The sequence below is a fragment of the Pantoea cypripedii genome (genome assembly GCF_002095535.1).
Classification (GTDB): domain Bacteria; phylum Pseudomonadota; class Gammaproteobacteria; order Enterobacterales; family Enterobacteriaceae; genus Pantoea; species Pantoea cypripedii.
In genome coordinates this window covers 4,347,590-4,369,295 of record NZ_MLJI01000001.1, presented here as the reverse complement: position 1 = coordinate 4,369,295, position 21,706 = coordinate 4,347,590, and the positions used below count along the sequence as shown (strand labels likewise).

Sequence of the window (21,706 nt, the reverse complement as noted above, 5' to 3'; positions counted from 1 at the left end):
TAATCGGAATATATGTGTATTATGCACACAATATGCTTGCCTCGGGATAACGTCAATGGAAAGTGTGCAAAATACACATAATAGTGCAGCCTTCGATGATCTGCACAACGCGCTGCTGACAATTGTTGGCACCTTCAACCGCCCGCAACGCGATGAATTATTAATAAAAGAATCCAATATTCAGCTGGATAGGGCGTTGTTCCCGTTACTGGTGCAGATTGGTCGCTTCGGTCCGATTGGTGTAGTTGAACTGGCTGATCGGGTTGGCCGTGACTACACCACGGTAAGCCGTCAGGTGGCGAAACTTGAGGAGATCGGGCTGGCACAGCGGCAGAAAAGCGCAAAGGACAAGCGTGTGAATGAAGCGGCCATCACGGCGGCAGGGAAAGCGATGACTGATAAAATCGATGCGGCGCGTGCGAAAATTTACGGAGATGTGTTTCAGGCATGGCAGGACGATGAACGTGCTGAACTGGCGCGATTGTTGAGTAAGTTCGTTGCCGATTTCACCACGCTGGATCGTGGCAAAAATGCGGATTAAGCGTTGCTGTAGCGCTCGGTTTCCGGCAGCCAGCGTTCAATCAGTGCCTGAGCCTGCTCAGGATAATGCTGGTGGATATGACGTGCTACGCGCTGAACTTCGGGGATCATGCTTTGATCGCGCAGTAAGTCGGCCACTTTAAATTCGGCATTACCGGTTTGTCGTGTGCCGAGCAGTTCGCCGGGGCCACGAATCTCCAGATCGTGCTGGGCGATCACGAAACCATCGTTGCTATCGCGCAGCACCTGCAAACGCTTCTGCGCCGTTTTGCTAAGCGGCGCTTTGTACAGCAGCACGCAATGGGAGGCGACAGCACCACGCCCGACGCGTCCGCGTAGCTGGTGCAGCTGCGCCAGACCGAGACGTTCCGGGTTTTCGATAATCATCAGGCTGGCATTGGGGACATCCACCCCGACTTCAATTACCGTGGTGGCTATCAGCAGCTGAATTTCGTTGGCTTTGAACGCCTGCATCACCGCCTGCTTCTCAGCCGGTTTCATGCGGCCATGAACCAGACCAACCTGCAATCCGGGCAGCGCGACTTTCAGCTCCTGCCAGGTGGCTTCAGCAGCCTGTGCTTCCAGCAGCTCGGACTCTTCAATCAGGGTACAAACCCAATACGCCTGTCGGCCTTCATGGCAAGCGCTCTGAACGCGTGCGATGATCTCACTACGACGGCTGTCCGGGATGGCGACAGTGGTGACCGGCGTACGGCCTGGTGGCAGTTCGTCAATGGTAGACGTGTCGAGATCGGCATAGGCGGTCATTGCCAGGGTACGCGGAATGGGGGTGGCGGTCATGATCAGCTGGTGCGGATGAAAACCCTGCTCCTCGCCTTTTTCCCACAGCGCCAGACGCTGGTGGACGCCAAAGCGGTGTTGTTCATCAATGATCACTAGCGCCATGCCGCTGAACTGGACCTGTTCCTGAAACAGCGCATGTGTACCGACCACCATGGCCACCTGGCCGCTGGCAATCGCCTCCTGCTGTGCCTGTCGCGCTTTGCCTTTTTGCTTGCCAGCCAGCCAGCCCACTTCAATACCCAGTGGTGCAAACCACTGGCGGAAGTTATTGGCGTGCTGCTCAGCCAGCAACTCGGTGGGTGCCATCAGCGCCACCTGCTTGCCATAAGCGATCACATTCAATGCCGCCAGTGCCGCGACCAGGGTTTTACCCGATCCAACATCGCCCTGTACCAGACGCATCATCGGGAAGTCGTGGGCCAAATCGCGTTCAATTTCCGCCACCACCCTCTGCTGCGCACCGGTTGGAGAGAAGGGCAGTGCGGCAAGCAGCTTGTCCACCAGTTGATGATTGGCGGGTAGTGGCAGCGCGTGATGACGTTGCGCGCCAGCACGCACCGCCAGCATGCTGAGGTTATGCGCCAGCAATTCTTCCAGAATCAGACGACGTTGTGCCGGATGACGCCCCGTTTCCAGCTCGCTCAGACGCAAATCCGGCGGTGGGCGATGCAGTGTGCGCAAGGCATCCGGCAGGCTGATCAGTCCACCGCTGAGTTCCGGCGGCAGTAACTCGGCGATGGGGCAGGTTTCCAGCAACGTTAATGCCTGGTCGGTCAGATTGCGCAGTGTCGCCTGGCGAATGCCTTCGGTGGTGGGATAAACCGGCGTCAGGGTTTCCTGCAATTCCACGCCGCTGTGTTCACCCTGGATACGATATTCGGGATGGATAATTTCCGCGCCGCGCTGACCCCGTTTGATCTCACCATAAGCCGTGACGCGGCGGCCCGGTGCCAGGCTGTTTTTCATCCCGGCGTTGAAATTGAAGAAGCGCATGGTCAGCACGCCGCTGCCATCACTGATTTGGCACACCAGCATACGACGACGGCCAAAGGTGATCTCGCTGTGCAGCACTTCACCTTCGACCGTGGCCCAGATGCCCGGCAGCAGGTCATTAATACGGTAGAGTTGGGTACGATCTTCGTAACGCAGAGGCAGGTGTAGCAACAGATCCTGGATGGTAAACAGGCCAATTTTGGCCAGTTTCGCCGCCTGGCTGGCGCCGACGCCGGTCAGGGTACTGAGCGGGATGGCATCCAGCAGACGGCCTTTCATTTTTTACCCGTCGCTTGCATGGTCGCCCACCACTCTGCATCGGCTTCGACTTCGCCTGCATCGTTGATGTGCGGATAGGGCAATCTTTTTTGCTTTGCCACGCGTGCCAGCACCGGATAGCCACCTTCAAACAGCAAACGCTGCTGTTCCTCTTCATCCAGCAAGCTATAAGTACGCTGGTACATCCCGGCATTTTGCCGTTGACGCTGTGCTTCATACAGAATCAACGCTGAAGCCACCGATACATTTAGCGACTGCACCATGCCGACCATCGGGATAATGATGTCTTGGTCGGCCAGCGCCAGAGCTTCTGCGGTGATACCGGTTTTTTCCTGACCCATCAAAATACAGGTGGGCAGCGTGTAATCAATCTCACGAAAATCCACCGCTTTGGCGGACAGATTGGTCGCCAGCACCTGCATTTTTTGTTCTTTAAGATGGGAGACCGCTTCGGCGATGTTACGGTGAGTTTTCACCTTCACCCAGCTATTGCTGCCTGCGGAAGCGGATACCATGGTGCGCATACGCACGCTGGGCCAGACCGCATGCACTTCATGGATACCCACGGCGTCAGCGGTACGGATCACCGCCGAGACGTTGTGCGGTTTATGCACCTGTTCCATGCAGACGGTGAGATCGTGCTGGCGCAGGGCCAGCATCTCGCGAATACGAGCAAAACGTTGAGCGTTCATGCACTAATTACGGTTTCGGTGAACTTTAATCACATCCGGCATTACGCGGATTTTACGCATAATGTTAGCCAGATGGACGCGATCCTGCGCGGTCAGGCGGATAAAGGCGCTATACACACGACCGTCTCGTTCTTCGGTATTGAGGCTTTGAATGTTGGAACCGGCAGTGTTGATCGCCGCAGTCAGGTTCGCCAGCGCGCCCTGATGGTTGAACATATCCACCTTAATTTCGGCGACGAATTCCTGATCGGTCACTTTATCCCATTCAACCGGCATGAATTTCTCCGGTTCTTTCTGGTAACCGCGAATATTACGGCAGGATTCGTGATGCACTACCAGGCCTTTACCGGGACTGACGTGTGCGACGATCGGATCGCCAGGAATCGGGCGGCAGCATTTCGCGAAGGTGATCAGCACGCCGTCAGCGCCTTTAATCGGCAGCTTCTTACGTTTACTGCTGCTGACCGGCTCAGCGCCCGATTGCAGCAGATTCTTCGCCACGACGACGCTCATGGCGTTACCGAGACCAATTTCCGCCAGCAAATCATCGAGATTGGTCAACTTCATACGCTCCAGCTCCTGCTGGATATTCTCCGCAGGAATCTCGGCCAGTTTGCGGCTGCCTCCCAGCGCATGGCTGAGCAGGCGGCGACCGAGGTTGACTGAATCCTCGCGTTTGAGGTTTTTCAGCAACTGACGAATCTTGGCGCGGGCTTTGGAGCTGACGACAAAATTGAGCCAGGCCGCATTAGGGCGAGCGCCTGGCGCAGTAATGATTTCGACAGTCTGGCCGCTGGTCAGCGCTTGTGACAGCGGGTATGGCTGACGGTCAACACGCGCACCGACGCAGGCATGGCCGATATCGGTATGCACGGCATAGGCAAAGTCGACCGGTGTCGCACCTGCCGGCAATTCGACAATGCGACCTTCGGGCGTAAATACATAGATCTCATCCGGGAAGAGATCCGATTTCACGCTTTCAATAAATTCGAAGGAACTTCCCGCGCTCTGTTGCAGCTCCAGCAAGCTTTGCAGCCAGCGCTGAGCACGCACCTGCGCGGTAGTGCCACTTTCACCGGCCTGTTTATAGGCCCAGTGTGCAGCAACCCCCATCTCCGCCATCTGATCCATATCTTCCGTACGGATTTGTACCTCAACCGGCACGCCGTGCGGGCCAATCATGGAGGTATGTAACGATTGATAGCCGTTAGCCTTGGGGATTGCGATGTAATCTTTGACGCGTCCAGGACGCGGTTTGTACAGACTGTGCATCTGACCGAGCACGCGATAACAGGTATCTAAATCTTTCACGATAACGCGGAAGGCGTAAATATCCATGATCGAGTGAAATCGCTGCTCTTTCAGGTGCATTTTGCGGTAAATCGAATAGAGATGTTTTTCACGACCACTGACGCGACAGGGAATCCCCGCCTCCTGCAGACGGCCATCGATTTCAGAAAGGATCTTCTGAATCATCTCTTTACGGTTACCACGCGCCGCTTTAACCACCTCTTTGATGACCCGATAGCGATTCGGGTGCAACGCTTCAAAGCCCAACTCCTCCAGCTCAGTTTTCAGATGATGAATACCGAGACGGTGGGCCAGTGGGCTATAAATTTCGAGGGTTTCCCGGGCAATACGACGGCGTTTATCCGGTCGCAGTGCGCCGAGCGTGCGCATATTGTGGGTGCGGTCAGCCAGTTTGATCAGAATGACGCGGATATCCTGCACCATTGCCATGATCATTTTGCGGAAGTTTTCGGCCTGAGCTTCTTTCTTGTCGCGGAACTTCAGCTTATCGAGTTTTGATACGCCTTCCACCAGCTCGGCAACACTTTTGCCAAACAGCTGTTCCATATCCTGGTATGTGGCGGGAGTATCTTCGATAACATCATGCAGTAATGCCGCCATCAGCGTTTCGTGGTCGAGTTTCATCTCGGCCAGAATGCAGGCAACGGCAACAGGATGGGTGATATAAGGCTCACCGCTGGAACGAGTTTGTCCCTCGTGAGCATCACGTGCGACAAGATAAGCTTGCCTGAGGCGCTTGATTTGCTCCTCGGGCAAGTATTTTTCAATCAGTTGATTGAGGCTTTCAAACAGATACAAGGTTGACCTGCAGAGTGCTGTTAACGACGACCTTCAGCGATAGCGGTAACGGCTTGTAACTCAGCGGCTTCCTGCTCTTGCTGTTCCTGACGATCACGAACATCCAGAATCTGGTTAGTGATCAGGCCTTCTTCGATTTCGCGCAGGGCGATAACGGTGGATTTATCGTTCTCTTCCGGAACCAGCGGATCTTTGCCGCCTACCTGCATCTGACGTGCACGACGTGCAGCGACCAACACCAGGTCAAAACGGTTACCAATTTTCTCTACTGCGTCCTGAACGGTTACGCGTGCCATAGGTGTGCTACTCCACAGATGATGAAGAAATGACTGGGCATAATACTGAAAGTGAATTCAGACTGCCAATAGTTTGCTGATTAAAGCATCATGTCGCGATTTCTGGCGACTCATACGCAGACGTTCTGCGCGAATAATGGTTTTCAGATCGGACAGCGCCAGATCGAAATCATCATTCACAATTAAGTAATCGTATTCGGCATAGTGGCTCATTTCAGCCACGGCCTGTGCCATACGGCGGGCAATAACCTCTTCGCTATCCTGACCGCGTCCACGCAGGCGGCGATCCAGTTCCTCGGTCGAGGGGGGCAACACAAAAATGCTGCGTGCAGCCGGCATTTTCTTGCGGATTTGCTGTGCACCCTGCCAGTCGATATCAAGAAACACGTCAACACCGGTTGCCAGCACTCGCTCAATGGCGGCGCGTGAGGTGCCGTAATAGTTGCCAAATACTTCCGCATGCTCAAGGAAGGCATCCTCGGCAATCATGGCTTCAAATTCCGGTTTCGATACGAAAAAGTAATGTTCACCATGAGCTTCACCGGGACGCACGCCGCGAGTGGTATGGGAAACAGACACTTGCGTATCGTACAACGGCTGTGTCTTTAACAGCGCCTGAATCAGGCTGGATTTACCCGCGCCGCTTGGGGCGGAAACAATATAGAGCGTGCCTTGAGCCATGGTTATCTTGAATTGAGTAAAGAGCGGAGTCGATTTCCTGCACAGTATACACGGCTTACGCCTGCCACGCAGCGTTTGCCGCTGCGTCTGGCGCATTTCTTTTTTTGTGAGACGGCACCAGGCCTATTGTTCAGGGCTGTAAGCGGATAAAAAAACGGCGGAATGTCACCTCCACAATCCGTTTTCAGCGCTGGCAGGCAAACGCGCCATGCTCTCCAATGACGAAAAAAGGAGAGCAAAAATGAAAGGATACAGCGTCTGGTTGTTGTGGCTATTCAGCACGGGATTGTCGGCTCAGATGGTCTGTCCCGGCTGGTCGCCGGTGCGTGCCGGGCAGGAGATGTCCCGGTTACAAACCCAACTGCGCCACTGGGATGATGCGTATTACCGGCAGGGCCAGAATCTGGTCAGTGATGCCGATTACGACAGTTTGCAGCAACGATTACAGAGCTGGCAGCACTGTTTCACATCCTCTCAGGACGCATATGTTGCCCACCCCACTACGGATGGCAGTACGCAGCATCAGGTAGCGCGCACCGGCTTACGCAAACTGCGTGACAAGCGAGCCGTGGTGGACTGGATGCAGGGAAAGTCCGATCTGTGGGTGCAACCAAAGGTTGATGGTGTGGCTATCACCCTGGTTTATCGGCAGGGACAGTTGGTATCGATGGTGAGCCGGGGAGATGGCTGGCGAGGTGAAGACTGGCAGGCAAAGGCAGCACTGATTCCGGCCATTCCTCAACACATCAACACGATGCAGGAGCAGGTGGTGCTCCAGGGGGAATTGTTCCTGCAAATGAACGATCATCAACAGGCGCGTGACGGCGGCAGGAATGCCCGTGCGCAGGTCGCGGGTGCGATGATGCGTCGCGAAACAAGCCCGCTACTGGCTCAACTGGGTGTTTTTGTCTGGGCCTGGCCGGATGGCCCGGCAACCATGGAGGAACGGCTGACGCAATTATCGCACTGGGGATTTGGTCTGTCGCAGCGCTGGAGCGAACCTGTTCATGATGAGGATGATGTCGAAAGCTGGCGTGACCGCTGGTTTAAGGGGGCGTTGCCGTTCGTGACGGATGGTATTGTGATCCACCAGTTACCTGGTCGCAGGGGGCGAGACTGGCAACCTGGGATGGGGGACTGGTCTGCGGCGTGGAAGTATCAACCCGCAGAGGTCAGCAGTGAAGTCCGATCCGTGGAGTTTAATGTCGGACGTACCGGGAAAATTGCGGTGGTGCTAAACCTTATCCCGGTACAGCTGGATGATAAAACCGTACGCCGGGTCAATCTCGGGTCACTGCGACGCTGGCGTGAGCTGGATGTGATTGCAGGCGATCAGGTGACACTGACCCTTGCCGGGTTAGGTATTCCACGTATCGAACGGGTGATATGGCGCGTGGTGCAGCGTGATTATCCGCCAGCACCGCATAACGGGGAGTTTAACGAACTCACTTGTCTGACATTCAATACATCCTGCCGGGCGCAATTCCTTTCGCGTCTGAGCTGGCTCGGTGAGAAATCTGTATTGAATATTCATGGTGTGCATCGCAGCAGCTGGCAACGTCTGATGGACAGCGGAACTATCACGCATCTGTTTTCCTGGCTGGACCTCACGCCAGAACAAATTTCCCAGGTGGCGGGGATTTCACCGGCGCGCGCACAGCAAATCTGGCACCGTTTTAATCTGACGCGACAGCAACCCCTGCGCAGATGGGTGATCGCGCTGGGTTTACCGATACCCCGAGCGGCATTGCAGGCGATGCCCGACAGTCAGTGGCAGCAGTTACAGGCGCGAACGGCTGAGAGCTGGCAACAATTACCCGGCATAGGCAACACGCTGGCACAGCGGCTGGTGGCGATGCTGCAGGATCAACACCTGCAGCAACTCATCACTTTCCTGCAGCAACAGGACATCCCCGCGGGTGCGTCAGTGATCGGGATGGGGGTAGTTGAAAATGGGCAAACCGAGGCGGAAACGCAGCGCCAGCAGGCGAGCGATAAAACCAAACAACAGGGTGATGATCACCACCACTTCATTCGCCAGTGAGGTTTTCAGCAGCAGGATATAGAGCCAGCCAGAAGCGAACGCGATACCGGCATACAACTCTTTCTGGAACACCAGCGGAATGCGGTTGCAGAACATATCGCGCAGTACGCCGCCAAATACTCCGGTAATCACCGCGCTGATGGCGGCTATGACCGCGGCATGGCCGCCGTCCAGCGCCACCTGAGCACCAATGATGGAAAAGACCACCAGGCCGAGGGCATCCAGCACCAGGAAAGCTTTACGCAGGTGATTCATCAGTGGAGCTACCACCGTCGTTATCACGGCAGCAGCAGCCACAATCATGATGTATTCGGGATGCTTGACCCAACCCAACGGATAATGACCGAGCAGGATATCGCGCACTGAACCGCCACCGATGGCTGTGACGGAGGCGATGATAATGACACCAAACAGGTCCATTTTTCGCCTGCCCGCCGCCAGTGCGCCGGTCATCGCTTCGGCGGTGATACCAATAATGTAGAGAACAGTTAACAGCATAGAGCACTCCAGATGATTGGCGGCAAGGCTAAAGATTTCCCAGAGTGTAGACCACTGAGATTTTCTAAAACAGCCTCATCGGATTAGCTTATTTGATAATGGTAGCGTGGTTGGGCTTATTTTTTGGGGTTAGGTGAGAGGTGGTTTCATATTCGCATTATAAAAAATGATGCGAAGATCGAATCCTGAAGCAGGGAAAAGGGTGATTGTCGGCCTTTGCCTGAGTGGCTATGAGGGAAAGTGGTGGCAGCGACAAAAGAAAAAAGCGTGCTGGCTAGCAGCACGCGAACGCATCTTCTCAGATGCCCAGAGCCCACCATACAGACTTGTTTTTATTATCCGTTTCTTGCTCGCACATTGGCGAAGCTTTTCAGGCTAAAACGGTACTCTGGCTGAAACCAGGAGCGGCCGTAGTAGCAGTAGACCAGCATGCGGATTGAAACCATCGCCAGGTAGCCCCAGATGGCGCACAGCACAGAGGGTGTCAGCCAGACGGTGAACAGCGTCACGCCCAAACCCACCAGCACCGATGATGTTTCCGTAAACGCAATCCGTGTGAATTGTTTTTCCCGTTGTAATATGGCGCGATAATGTTGCCCCTGGGGAATAATGATAAAAATTACCGATATCATTTCCAGCATAATTGCCAGTTCAGGTTGGTTCATCATGCGGCTAAAAATATCACTACCAATAAACAGCACGGCGAAAATTAACAATCCAAATAATACATTGCCCCAATAGAGCACAGAGAGATCGCTTTCGCTTAAATTCTGGTTTCTGATAGCTGAGTTACCAAATCCACGATCGGATAACGTATCGATAACCAATAAACAAGCGATAGCGATCGCCAGTAAATTTAGCTCATTTGCCTGTAGTATTTGTGCCAGAAGGGACAATTGTAATACACCAATACCGACAATTTTAATTGATGACAATATTGACCACTTGGTTGGGCCGGTCAGGCTTCTTTCTCGTATCGTCATAATCTGCTCGTTATGGTACATGTACCAATGCAAATTGAGGGTCGCCCGGGCGGCAAGGCCAGAGCACAGATTTCATCAATGCAACGAATCCTGGCGCAATCCTGAAATGCCTTTCAGTGATTGCCATGTAATGATGCATTCAATTAAATGATGTTCTGAACTTAAAAAGATGCCCCTGGTGTGTAATTGTTTTTGTGTCAGGGCAGTATCTCCTCCTGTCAGGAGAAAATTCGCCAGATCACAATAAAATCCTTTTTCATTATTATATTCTCCAACCAGAATCCGTCTGGCTATCTCAACGAATTCTTTTTCTGACAATAAAGGATAGGTTGAGCGGTCCATGTTATTACCCTGCTGTTGTTATTATTAAGTGCTGCTGTGTGTAAGGAAGTTATACCGTGTTTTATTTAGATTAACACCATAAGAAAACTCCTATAAATGAGACTCGGAAATAAATGGATTCAGACTTTGCATCAGTATATATAAGCGCGGCGATGTATTATTTATTAGTCTTTTTTGCCATTGTCCTGACTGACTAAAAGTCTCAATTTGCTCTGTTTAAAAAAACGATGAAAAATCAGCGAGGCCGGGCCTGGTCGGGGACTTACACACCAGGAATTTTCCTGGTGTGGAACCGTTAGCAAGACTGGTGATTAGCAGGAGGGACAGCCATAAAAAGTACGGAACTGTTAAACGCTTTGCTGTAAAAAAATTGTTTAATCGTACCGATTACGGCCAACTTAACCCTAAGTGAGTAGTCATTTATAATTTATTGATTCTAATGGGTTAATAAGTGAAGAAGGTTATCCAGATCACGTTTCACCCAGGCCACATCTTGTGCAAACTTCTCATCTGACATCAGTGGCTGGCGATAAACCACCATCACCACCTCGGCACCCTGTTCATTAGCAATCACCCGCATAGGCATGTAAATCTCTTTACCGATGCCGGTATCAATCCAGTGATCCATCACGCCAAAGGGGTTATACGGTGTAAAACGAATCTTCACCGTGCCTTCCGGTCCTTTGGCTTTCCAGACATTCCCTTCCTGGGTAAGCGTACTGCTACTTAGCCCGCTCGCCCATTTCGCGAAAAACTCAGGTTTCCAGATGGTTTCATATAAATCTAACCAGTTACGCGGAATGGTCAGAGTCACAGTCTGAGATGGCAGCATGGGACCTCCTGTTGAGCGGACAAAGAGGCATTAAAGCATGTGAAAACCGGGCTGGAAACGGCCCGGTTCTGGAAGTGTGGTGCAGAAGGTGTTTCCGGAAAAAGCGCAGCGGTTAAATGAACTTGCCGCGTCCTTCTATATTAAGCACTTCAGCCAGGCCGTCAGCATGGCGCAACACAAAGTGGTCGGATTGCGCAACCACGGCGCAGCTATGGTTGGGGAAGATGCGTAATAGCGTGCCGGGTGACGGAGCCTGCTGACCGAATTGCAGGAACCCATGTTCCTCCGACAGTTTTACCACCTCAAACTGATTACCATGTTCATCCACCGCGATACCGAAGCCGCTGGCATTGGTGCCATGCGGGCCTTTATCTGAACTGAGCATCTTGGATCCGGCATCAATAATGGCGTAATGCGGGTTTACCGCCACAACACGGGTGACCACGCTTAATGCCAGTGCATCCGGTGAACACAACCCTAAACGCCATGCCGTAAGATCGAGCAGCGCATAGTTTCCCGGACGGATTTCATCCGTCCCTGGCGCCACCGGGGCTGCCAGAGCGGTTGGTGTCGAGCCGACGGAGACAGGACAGGGAGCAAACCCCGTAGCAATCAGGCGTTGCTGCACATCACGCATCAGCGCGATTTCCTCCAGGGCGACCTCACCGATGGCAGCCGGATGACCGGCACCGTAGGCGTGGCCAGCGTGGGAAACCAGTCCGGCGAACGGCAGATGCGCAGCGGTAATGGCCGCAGCCAGCGTCAGCGCGGCATCGCTGTGAGGATCAACCCCCACGCGATGCAATCCAACATCCACTTTGATGGCGATAGCCAGATCGGCAGACGGCTGCTGTTGGTGTGCCGCAGCAATTGCTGCTACGCCATTCAGGGAATCAGCAATGCAGGTAATCCGCGCCTGATGCTCTGCCGCGACCTGCAGCAACGCTGTCAGGGTGTCGGCGTACACAATCGGGTAAGCCAACAGCAGGTCACGCTCTCCGCCTAAAATAAAAGCCACCCCTTCGCTCGGTTTGGAAACCGTAATGCCGCGAGCGCCAAGTGCGCGTTGTTGCCGGGCGATCCAGACACTTTTATGGGTTTTGATATGTGGCCGTAGCGCAACACCCGCCGCATCGGCTTTTTGTTGCATCTGCTGGAGATTGTTTAGCAGTCGCGCTGCATCAATTTCCAGAAAGGGGGTAAGTCTGTCAGCAATAAGAGGCCGCAACCAGCCAGCCTCAGCATCGTGTTCCATCATGATTGTCCGCAGGTTAATCCACTAAGCGGACCATCATTCATCATCGCGCGGCAGAATGCCAGTCATGCGCTTAACTGTGTGGTGCAGTCTCGCTGTTCTGGAACCCGCCGCCCAGATCTTCTATCAACACCACCGCCAGATTGATCTGCTGAGCTTTCAGCGCCGCCAGCTTCTGGTCAGATTCGATTAACTGATTCTGAATGGTCAGCACGTCAAGGTAAGGACGCAGGCCCGCCGTATATTCACGATTCAGGTCGTCCCATGAACTGTGAATCAGCTGATCGGCGCTTTCCTGCTGGGCCAACTGGTCCTGAATGGACTGCAACTGGGTGATGGTATCGCTGACATTACCCAGTGAGCTGATCAGCAGCTTGTTGTACTGCGCGACAGCCAGATCCCAGTTAGCGTTGCTTTCGGCTAAATCAGCGCGGCGTTTACCGGCATCGAAAATCGGCAGGGACAGGCTGGGTCCGACATTAAAGAAGCGACTCGGTGCACCGAACAAGGCATCGCCCAGCAGCGAACGTGTCCCGGCTTCCGCTACCAGGTTGATGTTGGGATAGAACTCGGTTTTGGTTGCGGCAATGTCTTTCGCTGATGCTTCTACGCGCCAGCGTGCAGCCACCACATCCGGGCGGCGGCCCAGCAAATCGGCGGGAATGCTACCTGGCAACAGGGCTGCGGTCGGGACGTTCAGTTTCGCTGGTTTCAGGCTATGCCAGTAATCCGGCCCTTTACCGATCAGGGTGGAGAGCTGAATGCCCGCATCGGTCACGTTCTGCTGTGCTTCAGTGAGGGTGGCTTCGGCGGTTTTTTGCTGTGACAGCGCCTGCTTGTATTGATAGTCCGACGTCAGTCCGGCAGAAACATATTGCTGCTGGATCTTAGCAATGCCGTTGGCACGATCGGCGGCCTGTTTTGCCAGGTCGGCATTGGTCCATGCCAGGTTGAGGTTGTTCCAGGCGCGCGTCACGTTCGCGGCCAGAGTGAGCTGGCTGGCCTGGCGATCCAGTTCGCTGGCGCGAGCCTGACCAAGCGCCGCTTCAGCCGCATCTTTCTTACCACCCCATAAATCAAAGGTGTAGCTCAGGCCAACATTGGCAGTACGCAGCGTGCTATAGCTTTTGCCTTGCAGCAGTGGGTCGTCCACTTTTGCGATGCGCGAACGAGTGATACCGGCGTTGAGGTCAACATCCGGATAGCGTTCTGCGTCAGCGGCAATCACCTGCGCATTGGCTTTATCTGCCTGGGCATTTACCACCTGCAAATCCGGGCTGGAAGCCATCGCATCGCCAATCAGGTGATTAAGCTGCGGATCGCCAAAGCTCTGCCACCACTGCGTTTTCGGCCAGTTGGCAGCGCTAAGATGCGCATTTTTCAATGTGTCCTGTGCCTGTAAGCTATTGGCATCAAGCATGTGGTTGCTGGTATGTAAGCCATGCGGATTAGCACAACCCGCCAGTAGCGCGCTGGCAACAGCAATTGCGAGCATTGCTCGCCGATGTGAAGAAAAAAACAGAGTCATATGTTTGGTCAGGAAGAGGAAATGGCGACCATTACAAAAGGCGGTGCAAAATTTGACAAACCTGTTTTTCGTTAAGAATGGTTGTTAAATGTTTTTGGCAGGTAAAACAGCAGGCCGCAGCCTGCTGTATTCGATCAGACGTAGAGCGATGCTTCACCCGGTGGGCGGGTTTTGAAACGGCGATGCAGCCAGAGATATTGCTCCGGTGCGCGCAGAATTTCGCGCTCGATCACTTTATTCATGTAGGCAGCGGCGGCGGATTCATCGTCATGCGGATAGTTTTCCAGTTCCGGCTGGATGATCAGCTGGTAGCCATTTTTCTGCGGATTACGAATCAGCACGATAGTCAGCATCGCCGGACGAGCCAGACGCGACAGGACAAAGGTACCGTTAGTGGTTGCGGCTTTTTCTACGGCAAACAGAGGAGCAAATACGCTGCCCTTCGGACCGTAATCCTGATCCGGTGCGAACCAGACTGCTTCACCTTGTTTCAGCGCCTGCACCATGCCGCGCAGATCGCGACGATCAATCATGGCTTTGTTGGAACGCATGCGGCCTTTGGTTTGCGCCCATTCCATTGCCTGATTGTTGTGTTTGCGGTACATCGCCATCATTGGCTGACACAACCCGGTGATGCGCCCTCCCAGCTCCAGCGACATAAAATGCACGCCAATAACCATCACGCCACGTTTATGGTTCTGTGCCGTTTGCAGGTTAGCCATGCCACTGACCTGGAACAGCTGACGCACCCGGCGGTCGGACCAAAACCAGGCAATGCCGGTTTCCGCCAGCGCCATGCCCAGCGAGGCAAAGTTGCCAGCAATCATCATCTCTTTTTCTTCTTCGCTGATGCGTGGGAAGCACAATTCAATGTTGCGGCGGGTAATGCGCTCGCGGCGTTTCAGAAAGCGACGCGATATTTTGCCCGCTGTGGCACCAAGACGAATCAGTATCGGATAAGGAAGCTGCACCAGCAGCCATAACACACCCAGCCCAAACCAGGTAAACCAGTAGCGCGGGTGGAGGAGTTGAGAGCAGAACTGCCCAGTTTTTTTCATAACGCCTTCATGTGATAAGTGGGTGTATCGCACAAAGAAGCAGGTCCATGAGTTCCCAAGGCGGTACAGCAGTCTTAAATTCGACCGGAAGATTAGCAAATAGTGCCCCCAAAAAAACCTAAAGTCTGCAATCCAGAGGATTCATCGGTTTCATTGAGTGGGTAATTTTCACGAATATTTTCGGTGAGAATATACAGATTTGTCTTGATTTACAGCAAATTATACCTGAATAAGGTGATTCTTAGCACAAGCGAAGCGGAGAATAAATGTGCCACAAAGACACGGATGGGTACGTATCATTACGCATTATTTACGTTGCGCGATGAAAAAAATCGACTAGCGAACAAAAATGCGGCTGATTCAGCACTAAGGCCTGACAGACTGTGGGGGGATGAGCACAGAAATACATGCTCACGGATGGTATCCTTTGGCCCGGTCTACTATGAGGGATTATGGGATATGAAAAAGGGTATGTTGATAGCTATGCTGCTGGCGCTTTCAGGCACGGGCCATGCAGCGGATAAGGTATTTACCGGGCCGGACTGTTCGAAGGATACGGATGCAAGGATAGTGGGTGGAATTACCGATAGTCTTAATGAAAACGCCGGAACATCGTTGACACTAAATAAATATTTTAAAGAGCTTGTTGGTAAAGGTGTCACCAGGAAAATCATCCGTCTTTCCTCCGAAAAAATAAGCAAAGAAGAGGCTGAACGGTTGATGTATCGACGGGCAAAAAGAGACGGTTTTTCATCAGCTGATATTGAAAAAAGCGGCATGAAGGTTCAGTACCTGAAGATGGATTTATACAGACAATATTATCTTATTGAATCCAGTAAAGGGTTTAAGGCAATCGCTGAATATTACTCAGCGGTGGCAAGGGGTAACTGGCCTGAAGATGACAAAGAAGCTCAAGCCTGCGGAGTTGATTTGGAAAAAATATATGTAATTTCCGACACCATTGAAGGCCATACAGAAGATTTTTCTTCCCGATAAAGAATAAAGGGGCGATGCCCCTTTTATTTTCTAAATGTGTAGTATTTTCTTTATTCTCCGTAGTGCCTGTTCTCGCTGCTCCTTGCCATTATGACCACCGTTTACCCTATATGTAATAGTGTCAAAGTCATCCAGGTCAGCATAACTGTTTAACCCCTTAGAATCCCAGAATTCACAAGCGGTTCTGACCGCCAGTGAATACTCACTGGCAACCCTTTCAGGGTAGTCAATCAGATTTTCTTCAAACTTCTGACTTAATTTCAGATAATTATCGCGCCCAGTCAGATGCAGTAACCCTCTGCCAATATACTTTGGGCCATCTCCGGGGAAGTGGTTGCCTACCCGTTGCCCAGCTCGTGTATCAGGTTCGTATTCTTTTCCGCCGCGTGCGGGATACTCCGTCATGGCGGTAAAGTCAGCCGTTTCCGCACAGGATTGCGCCAGAAAGTGAGCGACACGAAGTTTTGTTGTGATGTGATACGTTGGGAACCAGCAGTTCATTGCCGGAGCAAGTGCCTGAATATTGGCGTTCTGAGCGTCCCGCTTTTGCAGGTTGCTTCTATAGGGCAAAGCGATACTGTGAAGCAATTCCGGGGTAATCTGGATGGCCATATACGTGATTCTCCTTATCAGATTTCGCGGTTTTCCTTTATGTTCCAGCCCGTAGAAGCCTGAGGGCCTTTCCCGCCGTTGGCGACCTGCTCCCAATAGGAATAATGGATTTTGGCTGCCTGAAAGCCGTAGCGCATAGCTATTCCATCGGGTCCCTGGCTGCCGCTGAAATTAATATCCGTCACCAGCACATCTTCCAGGGTAACCAGGCAATATTCAATTTGCGTCCCACCAGCCTTACAGCTGACGACTTCTACTTTGCTGATGTGCTTGCCACTGGCACAGTATTTCAACAGGGAGGGTGAGGCACGATCCATAAAGGCAACCACGCTGAGATCTTTAAAACTAACCTTCCCGGCTCCTCCACCTCCGCCTGAATGCATATTTCCTGGCTGGGAAGCTCCCCATTTAAAATACAGGATATCGGTCCAGCCTTTGTGTTCTGCATCCTGCGATTCGCCACTAATACCATTGATGCGCATAAATAAGCTCAATGCCATGGGTAAACTCCTTTTATTCATTAACGTATTAAGTCAAAATGTGAAAAGGCGGGTGGCCAGAAGAATATAAATATCGCCTTTAACTTGTGATGGTATTTCAGCTGTCAGAGTCCAACAAGGGGCTGTACTATTGTTAATAACCTTGATTTTTTTCTGAGTATGACGCGATGAAAAAATCGACTACATCTGGGAGGCTTTGTTTTAGTCGTGTCAGGATTGATGTGTGAATTTAATGCCCGATTTTATTTCTTTATATCATGAGTTTGTCATGAATTTTTCAGTCAGTTTTCATTTCTGGCTGAATGAAATATACAACCAATCTTAATTATTTATTTTACCTTTTTCGTATGGTTGCTCGTGCCATTAGAAATAAAAAACCCACTAAAAAGTGGGTTTTAGCTATTAGAACTCTGTAATTTCTTACTCAATATTCTGAATCTGTTCGCGCATCTGCTCAATCAACACTTTCAGCTCAATCGCGGAGGCTGTGATATCTGCATTAATTGATTTTGATGCCAGCGTATTCGATTCGCGGTTGAACTCCTGCATCATAAAGTCGAGGCGACGGCCGACCGCTTCCTTCTTCTTCAGGATGTTGAACGTTTCTTTGACATGCGCATCGAGGCGGTCCAGTTCTTCAGCCACATCAACGCGCTGCGCCATCATCACCAGTTCCTGCTCCAGACGGTTATTCTCCAGCTGGACTTCGGCTTCTTCCAGTTTGGTAACCAGACGCTCGCGCTGCCACTTCAGTACTTCCGGCATTTGCGTCCGCACTTTGCTGACTTCCTGGCTTACACCATCAAGGCGTTGTTCGATCAACGTCTTCAGTGCGGCACCCTCTGATTCGCGCGCGGCGATAAAGTCATCCAGCGCACCGTCCAGAGCGGCCAGCAGCTCGGCATTGATAGCGTCGAGATCCTGCTCTTTGGCGGACATCACACCCGGCCAGCGCAGGATATCCAGCGGATTGATCGCACCTTCATCACTCTGCAATTTGACCCAGTTAGCCGCCTGAACCAGCTGTTTTGCCAGCGATTCGTTCAGAATCAGTTCGCCTTGTGAACCTGGATCGGCATCGAAACGCAGGTTGCACTCGATCTTGCCGCGCGTCAGCCGATTGCGGATGCGTTCGCGAATCACGGGCTCCAGGCTGCGGAACTGCTCCGGCAGGCGGATGTAGGTTTCAAGGTAGCGCTGGTTAACGGAACGTAGCTCCCAGGCGGCGCTGCCCCAGTGGCCTTTGGCTTCGCGACGTGCATAAGCGGTCATACTACGGATCATAAGCGATACTCGTGTGAAGAAAATTTAGTGAATTATAGCGAGGTACGCTTTGGCATGACAGGTAAAAGCCTGCAATACAGTCAGCTAAGCACTGGCCTTTTCGTACCAGAGACCTATGATAGCCGACGGGCATTCAGTTCAGGGAAATCTGTATGGCAACAAAATTTATTGCGTCTTTTGCATTGGCATTGCTGCTGGCAGGCTGCCAGACACACCCCACCACCATAACGCAATCCGCGCCGACCAGTACGCCAATGCCGGTTTGTGCCGGTGGTGACATGATGATGCAGACCACCTTGTGGTTCGGCATGAGTAAGCCACAGGGCGGTACGGTGAGTGAGCAGGAGTGGCAACACTTTGTCGATAGTGATGTGACGCCGCGTTTCAAAGATGGGCTCTCAGTCTATAACGCGAAAGGGCAGTGGCTGGGGGAGAATGGCAAGCTGGCGCGTGAAAACAGCAAAGCGCTGATGCTGATTCATACGCCAGATCGCGCCAGCTCAGATAACATCAACGCTCTGCGCGATATCTACAAAAAACGCTTCAGTCAGGAATCGGTGATGCGTGTTGATGGCCTGGTTTGCGTTGGCTTCTAAGAAAATGGCGACTCAGGGTCGCCATTATTTATCAGATAAACAATCCGGCAAAGGCCGCCGAAAGCAAACTGACCAGCGTTGAACCGTATACCAGTTTCCAGCCAAACCGCGACACAACATTACCCTGCGCCTCGTTCAGCCCTTTAATCGCACCGGCGACGATACCAATCGAGGCAAAGTTAGCGAACGATACCAGGAACACCGACAAAATCCCCAGACCGCGTGGCGTCATCTCTGCAGCTACTTTCTTCAACTCGATCATGGCTACAAACTCATTCGCCACCAGTTTGGTCGCCATGATGCTGGCGGCCTGCAAGGCATCGGCCGATGGAATGCCGATCAGCCAGGCAAACGGATAAAACACATAACCGAGTAACTGCTGGAAGCTGTAGCCAAATACGGCGGCGAACAGCGCGTTCACGGCAGCAATCAGCGCAATAAAGCCAATCAGCATGGCCAGAATAATCATCGCAACTTTGAAACCGGCGAGAATGTATTCGCCCAGCATTTCAAAGAAACTCTGATCTTCATGCAATTTTTCCAGCGCGATATGTTCTTCGTCCTGGGCACGCGTTGGGTTGATGATCGACAGGATGATAAAGGTACTGAACATATTCAGCAGCAGCGCAGCAACAACGTATTTTGCCTCGATCATCGTCATATATGCGCCCACGATGGAAAGCGACACGGTAGACATTGCCGTCGCTGCCATGGTGTAGAGGCGGGGTGCGGGAATATCACCCAGGATGCCTTTATAGGCGATGAAGTTTTCTGACTGACCCAGAATCAATGTGCTGACGGCATTGAAAGATTCCAGCTTGCCCATGCCATTGACCTTGGATAGCAGGGTGCCCACCAGGCGAATCAGCAGCGGCAGAATGCGCCAGTGTTGCAGAATGCCGATCAGCGCAGAAATAAACACAATCGGGCAAAGTACGCCGAGGAAAATAAATGCCAGGCCCTGTTTGCTCATGCCGCCAAACACGAAATCACTGCCTTGCGCGGCGAAAGTCAGCAGGGTTTCGAAGAAGCCACCGACGGAGCTAACCACTGCCAGGCCACTGGCGGAGTGCAGGAAAAACCAGCCCAGCGCGGCTTCCACCAGCAGCAATTGAATAATAAAACGCGGACGAATTTGTTTGCGGTCATGACTGACCAGCAGCGCGAGGGCAAATATCACCACCAGCGCCAGCAGGAAATGGAGTATCGCTGTCATCATTTATCTTTTTAAGAAGGGAAAGCGCGCATTTAGCCACAGTGCGGGCAGAATTTCATCTGTGATTGTGCCGCCGCAGGACAGGACAGCCGCGGAGGAAGTCCGTATAATGCGCAGCCAAACCTAAGTAAGCCGGAGAGAAACCATGCGTCCAGCAGGCCGACACGTCAATCAGGTGCGTCCCGTCACCCTCACTCGTCACTACACCAAACATGCCGAAGGCTCGGTTCTCGTTGAGTTCGGCGAAACCAAAGTGCTGTGCACTGCCACCGTTGACGAAGGCGTACCGCGTTTCCTCAAAGGTCAGGGGCAAGGCTGGGTGACGGCCGAATACGGTATGCTGCCGCGTTCGACCCACAGCCGTATGGCGCGTGAAGCGGCCAAAGGCAAGCAGGGTGGCCGCACGCTGGAGATTCAGCGTCTGATCGCCCGTTCACTGCGTGCTGCGGTTGATTTGCAGGCGCTGGGTGAATACACCATCACGCTGGATTGTGACGTGATTCAGGCTGACGGTGGTACGCGTACCGCGTCCATTACCGGTGCCTGTGTGGCATTAGCCGATGCACTGAATAAGCTGGTGGCCGACGGTAAACTGAAAGCCAGCCCGTTAAAAGGCATGGTTGCCGCCATTTCTGTTGGTATCGTTGAAGGCGAGGCCCGTTGCGATCTTGAGTACGTGGAAGACTCCGCCGCTGAGACCGATATGAACGTGGTGATGCTGGAAGATGGCCGCATGATTGAAGTGCAGGGCACCGCAGAAGGCGAGCCGTTTAGTCATGAAGAGTTGCTGGAGTTGCTGGCGCTGGCGCGCGGCGGGATTGAGCAGCTGATTCAGACGCAGAAAGCGGCGTTAGCAGATTGATGTAACAGGCGACCAGAGAGTCGCCTTTTCTTTATTTGAGGAGTGAGAAATGAAAGCCTGGCAGCGTCAGTTTATTGAGTTCGCCCTGAACAAAGGGGTATTGAAGTTTGGTGAGTTCACCCTGAAATCGGGGCGCAAAAGTCCTTATTTCTTCAATGCCGGTCTGTTTAATACCGGGCGCGATTTGGCGTTATTAGGCCGTTTTTACGCTCAGGCGCTGGTGGACGGTGGGGTTGATTTCGACCTGCTGTTTGGCCCGGCTTACAAAGGTATTCCGATTGCCACGACCACGGCCGTCGCACTGGCCGATCACCATGACCGCGATGTGCCTTACTGCTTTAACCGCAAAGAAGCGAAAGATCACGGCGAAGGTGGTCTGCTGGTCGGTAGCCCGCTGCAGGGGAAAGTGATGTTGGTGGATGACGTTATCACCGCCGGTACCGCGATTCGTGAGTCGATGGATATTATCAATGCCCATAACGCCACCCTGGCGGGCGTGCTAATTTCCCTTGATCGCCAGGAACGAGGTCGCAGTGATATCTCCGCGATTCAGGAAGTGGAGCGCGATTATGGCTGTAAGGTGACGGCGATTATTACTCTGGCCGAGTTAATTGATTATCTGGAAGAGAAACCGGAGATGGCGGACCACCTGGCGAAGGTGCGTGCGTATCGTAAAGAGTACGGGATTTAATGACTAACGGCGCGA

22 protein-coding genes are annotated in these 21,706 nt (G+C 52.7%); 6 read left to right on the top strand and 16 right to left on the bottom strand.

The genetic code is table 11. The features are described 5' to 3' along the window. Positions 1 to 55: 55 nt before the first annotated feature. Entirely contained in the window at positions 56 to 541 is a 486-nt protein-coding gene (locus tag HA50_RS20465) for a MarR family winged helix-turn-helix transcriptional regulator (protein WP_084878022.1), read from the top strand. Here HA50_RS20465 and recG read toward each other — a convergent pair. From recG to gmk, 5 genes are read right to left on the bottom strand one after another with little or no spacing between them, the layout of a single operon-like run. Beyond that, positions 538 to 2,616: an ATP-dependent DNA helicase RecG gene (gene recG, locus HA50_RS20460; protein WP_084878020.1), complete on the bottom strand. Its 2,079-nt coding sequence runs from the start codon at positions 2,614 to 2,616 to the stop codon at positions 538 to 540. The two genes, HA50_RS20465 and recG, sit on opposite strands and share 4 nt — an antisense overlap. Further along, the gene (gene trmH, locus HA50_RS20455) at positions 2,613 to 3,308 is read right to left on the bottom strand and encodes a tRNA (guanosine(18)-2'-O)-methyltransferase TrmH (protein ID WP_084878018.1); all 696 of its coding nucleotides are present in this window, start codon (positions 3,306 to 3,308) and stop codon (positions 2,613 to 2,615) included. The genes recG and trmH overlap by 4 nt, the downstream gene beginning before the upstream one ends. Before the next feature lie 3 nt (positions 3,309 to 3,311). Beyond that, entirely contained in the window at positions 3,312 to 5,417 is a 2,106-nt protein-coding gene (gene spoT / locus HA50_RS20450; RefSeq protein ID WP_084878016.1) for a bifunctional GTP diphosphokinase/guanosine-3',5'-bis pyrophosphate 3'-pyrophosphohydrolase, read from the bottom strand. A gap of 20 nt (positions 5,418 to 5,437) precedes the next feature. After that, positions 5,438 to 5,713, bottom strand: coding sequence for a DNA-directed RNA polymerase subunit omega (gene rpoZ, locus HA50_RS20445; protein WP_016191359.1), 276 nt, complete (start codon positions 5,711 to 5,713; stop codon positions 5,438 to 5,440). Positions 5,714 to 5,770: 57 nt separating this feature from the next. Continuing rightward, positions 5,771 to 6,394 carry a guanylate kinase gene (gmk, locus tag HA50_RS20440; protein WP_084878013.1) on the bottom strand — a complete coding sequence of 208 codons (624 nt, stop codon included), beginning with the start codon at positions 6,392 to 6,394 and terminating at the stop codon, positions 5,771 to 5,773. A gap of 241 nt (positions 6,395 to 6,635) precedes the next feature. Between gmk and ligB the strand changes: the two genes are divergently transcribed. Beyond that, complete coding sequence (gene ligB / locus HA50_RS20435) at positions 6,636 to 8,438, top strand: NAD-dependent DNA ligase LigB (RefSeq protein WP_084878010.1); 1,803 nt, start codon at positions 6,636 to 6,638, stop codon at positions 8,436 to 8,438. Here the strand turns inward: ligB and HA50_RS20430 are convergent. From HA50_RS20430 to lpxP, 7 genes are all read right to left on the bottom strand, one after another. After that, positions 8,319 to 8,936 (bottom strand): trimeric intracellular cation channel family protein, encoded by a 618-nt coding sequence (locus tag HA50_RS20430; RefSeq protein ID WP_084878007.1) that lies wholly within the window; start codon positions 8,934 to 8,936, stop codon positions 8,319 to 8,321. The genes ligB and HA50_RS20430 overlap by 120 nt on opposite strands. Before the next feature lie 335 nt (positions 8,937 to 9,271). Further along, positions 9,272 to 9,919: an oligosaccharide flippase family protein gene (locus HA50_RS20425; RefSeq protein ID WP_084878635.1), complete on the bottom strand. Its 648-nt coding sequence runs from the start codon at positions 9,917 to 9,919 to the stop codon at positions 9,272 to 9,274. A gap of 75 nt (positions 9,920 to 9,994) precedes the next feature. Then, the gene (locus tag HA50_RS20420; RefSeq protein WP_084878004.1) at positions 9,995 to 10,261 is read right to left on the bottom strand and encodes a hypothetical protein; all 267 of its coding nucleotides are present in this window, start codon (positions 10,259 to 10,261) and stop codon (positions 9,995 to 9,997) included. A 436-nt stretch (positions 10,262 to 10,697) separates the two neighbouring features. After that, positions 10,698 to 11,093, bottom strand: coding sequence for a polyketide cyclase (locus tag HA50_RS20415; RefSeq protein ID WP_084878002.1), 396 nt, complete (start codon positions 11,091 to 11,093; stop codon positions 10,698 to 10,700). A gap of 112 nt (positions 11,094 to 11,205) precedes the next feature. Beyond that, positions 11,206 to 12,348 (bottom strand): alanine racemase, encoded by a 1,143-nt coding sequence (locus HA50_RS20410; protein WP_208617325.1) that lies wholly within the window; start codon positions 12,346 to 12,348, stop codon positions 11,206 to 11,208. Between the two features lie 73 nt (positions 12,349 to 12,421). Beyond that, on the bottom strand, positions 12,422 to 13,843 hold the full coding sequence (locus HA50_RS20405) for an efflux transporter outer membrane subunit (RefSeq protein WP_084877996.1): 1,422 nt from the start codon (positions 13,841 to 13,843) through the stop codon (positions 12,422 to 12,424). Between the two features lie 167 nt (positions 13,844 to 14,010). Then, positions 14,011 to 14,934: a kdo(2)-lipid IV(A) palmitoleoyltransferase gene (gene lpxP, locus HA50_RS20400; RefSeq protein ID WP_084877994.1), complete on the bottom strand. Its 924-nt coding sequence runs from the start codon at positions 14,932 to 14,934 to the stop codon at positions 14,011 to 14,013. 459 nt (positions 14,935 to 15,393) lie between these two features. Between lpxP and HA50_RS20395 the strand changes: the two genes are divergently transcribed. After that, the gene (locus HA50_RS20395; protein ID WP_084878633.1) at positions 15,394 to 15,930 is read left to right on the top strand and encodes a hypothetical protein; all 537 of its coding nucleotides are present in this window, start codon (positions 15,394 to 15,396) and stop codon (positions 15,928 to 15,930) included. Positions 15,931 to 15,960: 30 nt separating this feature from the next. Here the strand turns inward: HA50_RS20395 and HA50_RS20390 are convergent, their stop codons facing one another. The 3 genes from HA50_RS20390 to HA50_RS20380 form a co-directional block, all read right to left on the bottom strand. Beyond that, positions 15,961 to 16,542, bottom strand: coding sequence for a glycoside hydrolase family 19 protein (locus tag HA50_RS20390; RefSeq protein WP_084877992.1), 582 nt, complete (start codon positions 16,540 to 16,542; stop codon positions 15,961 to 15,963). Positions 16,543 to 16,559: 17 nt separating this feature from the next. Beyond that, a complete protein-coding gene (locus HA50_RS20385; RefSeq protein WP_084877990.1) occupies positions 16,560 to 17,042 on the bottom strand; it encodes an Hcp family type VI secretion system effector in 483 nt (160 codons plus the stop codon). Between the two features lie 420 nt (positions 17,043 to 17,462). Then, positions 17,463 to 18,326, bottom strand: a complete 864-nt coding sequence (locus tag HA50_RS20380; protein WP_084877988.1) for a YicC/YloC family endoribonuclease — start codon at positions 18,324 to 18,326, stop codon at positions 17,463 to 17,465. A 152-nt stretch (positions 18,327 to 18,478) separates the two neighbouring features. Between HA50_RS20380 and HA50_RS20375 the strand changes: the two genes are divergently transcribed. Then, positions 18,479 to 18,922, top strand: a complete 444-nt coding sequence (locus tag HA50_RS20375) for a DUF3574 domain-containing protein (protein ID WP_084877986.1) — start codon at positions 18,479 to 18,481, stop codon at positions 18,920 to 18,922. 31 nt (positions 18,923 to 18,953) lie between these two features. Here HA50_RS20375 and HA50_RS20370 read toward each other — a convergent pair whose 3' ends face one another. Beyond that, positions 18,954 to 20,138 (bottom strand): NupC/NupG family nucleoside CNT transporter, encoded by a 1,185-nt coding sequence (locus HA50_RS20370; RefSeq protein ID WP_084877983.1) that lies wholly within the window; start codon positions 20,136 to 20,138, stop codon positions 18,954 to 18,956. 145 nt (positions 20,139 to 20,283) lie between these two features. Here HA50_RS20370 and rph point away from each other — a divergent pair, with 145 nt between their 5' ends. Together rph and pyrE are read left to right on the top strand one after the other, a co-directional pair. After that, positions 20,284 to 21,000: a ribonuclease PH gene (gene rph / locus HA50_RS20365; RefSeq protein ID WP_084877981.1), complete on the top strand. Its 717-nt coding sequence runs from the start codon at positions 20,284 to 20,286 to the stop codon at positions 20,998 to 21,000. Between the two features lie 49 nt (positions 21,001 to 21,049). Next, positions 21,050 to 21,691 (top strand): orotate phosphoribosyltransferase, encoded by a 642-nt coding sequence (gene pyrE / locus HA50_RS20360; RefSeq protein ID WP_084877978.1) that lies wholly within the window; start codon positions 21,050 to 21,052, stop codon positions 21,689 to 21,691. The last annotated feature ends 15 nt before the right edge of the window (positions 21,692 to 21,706 follow it).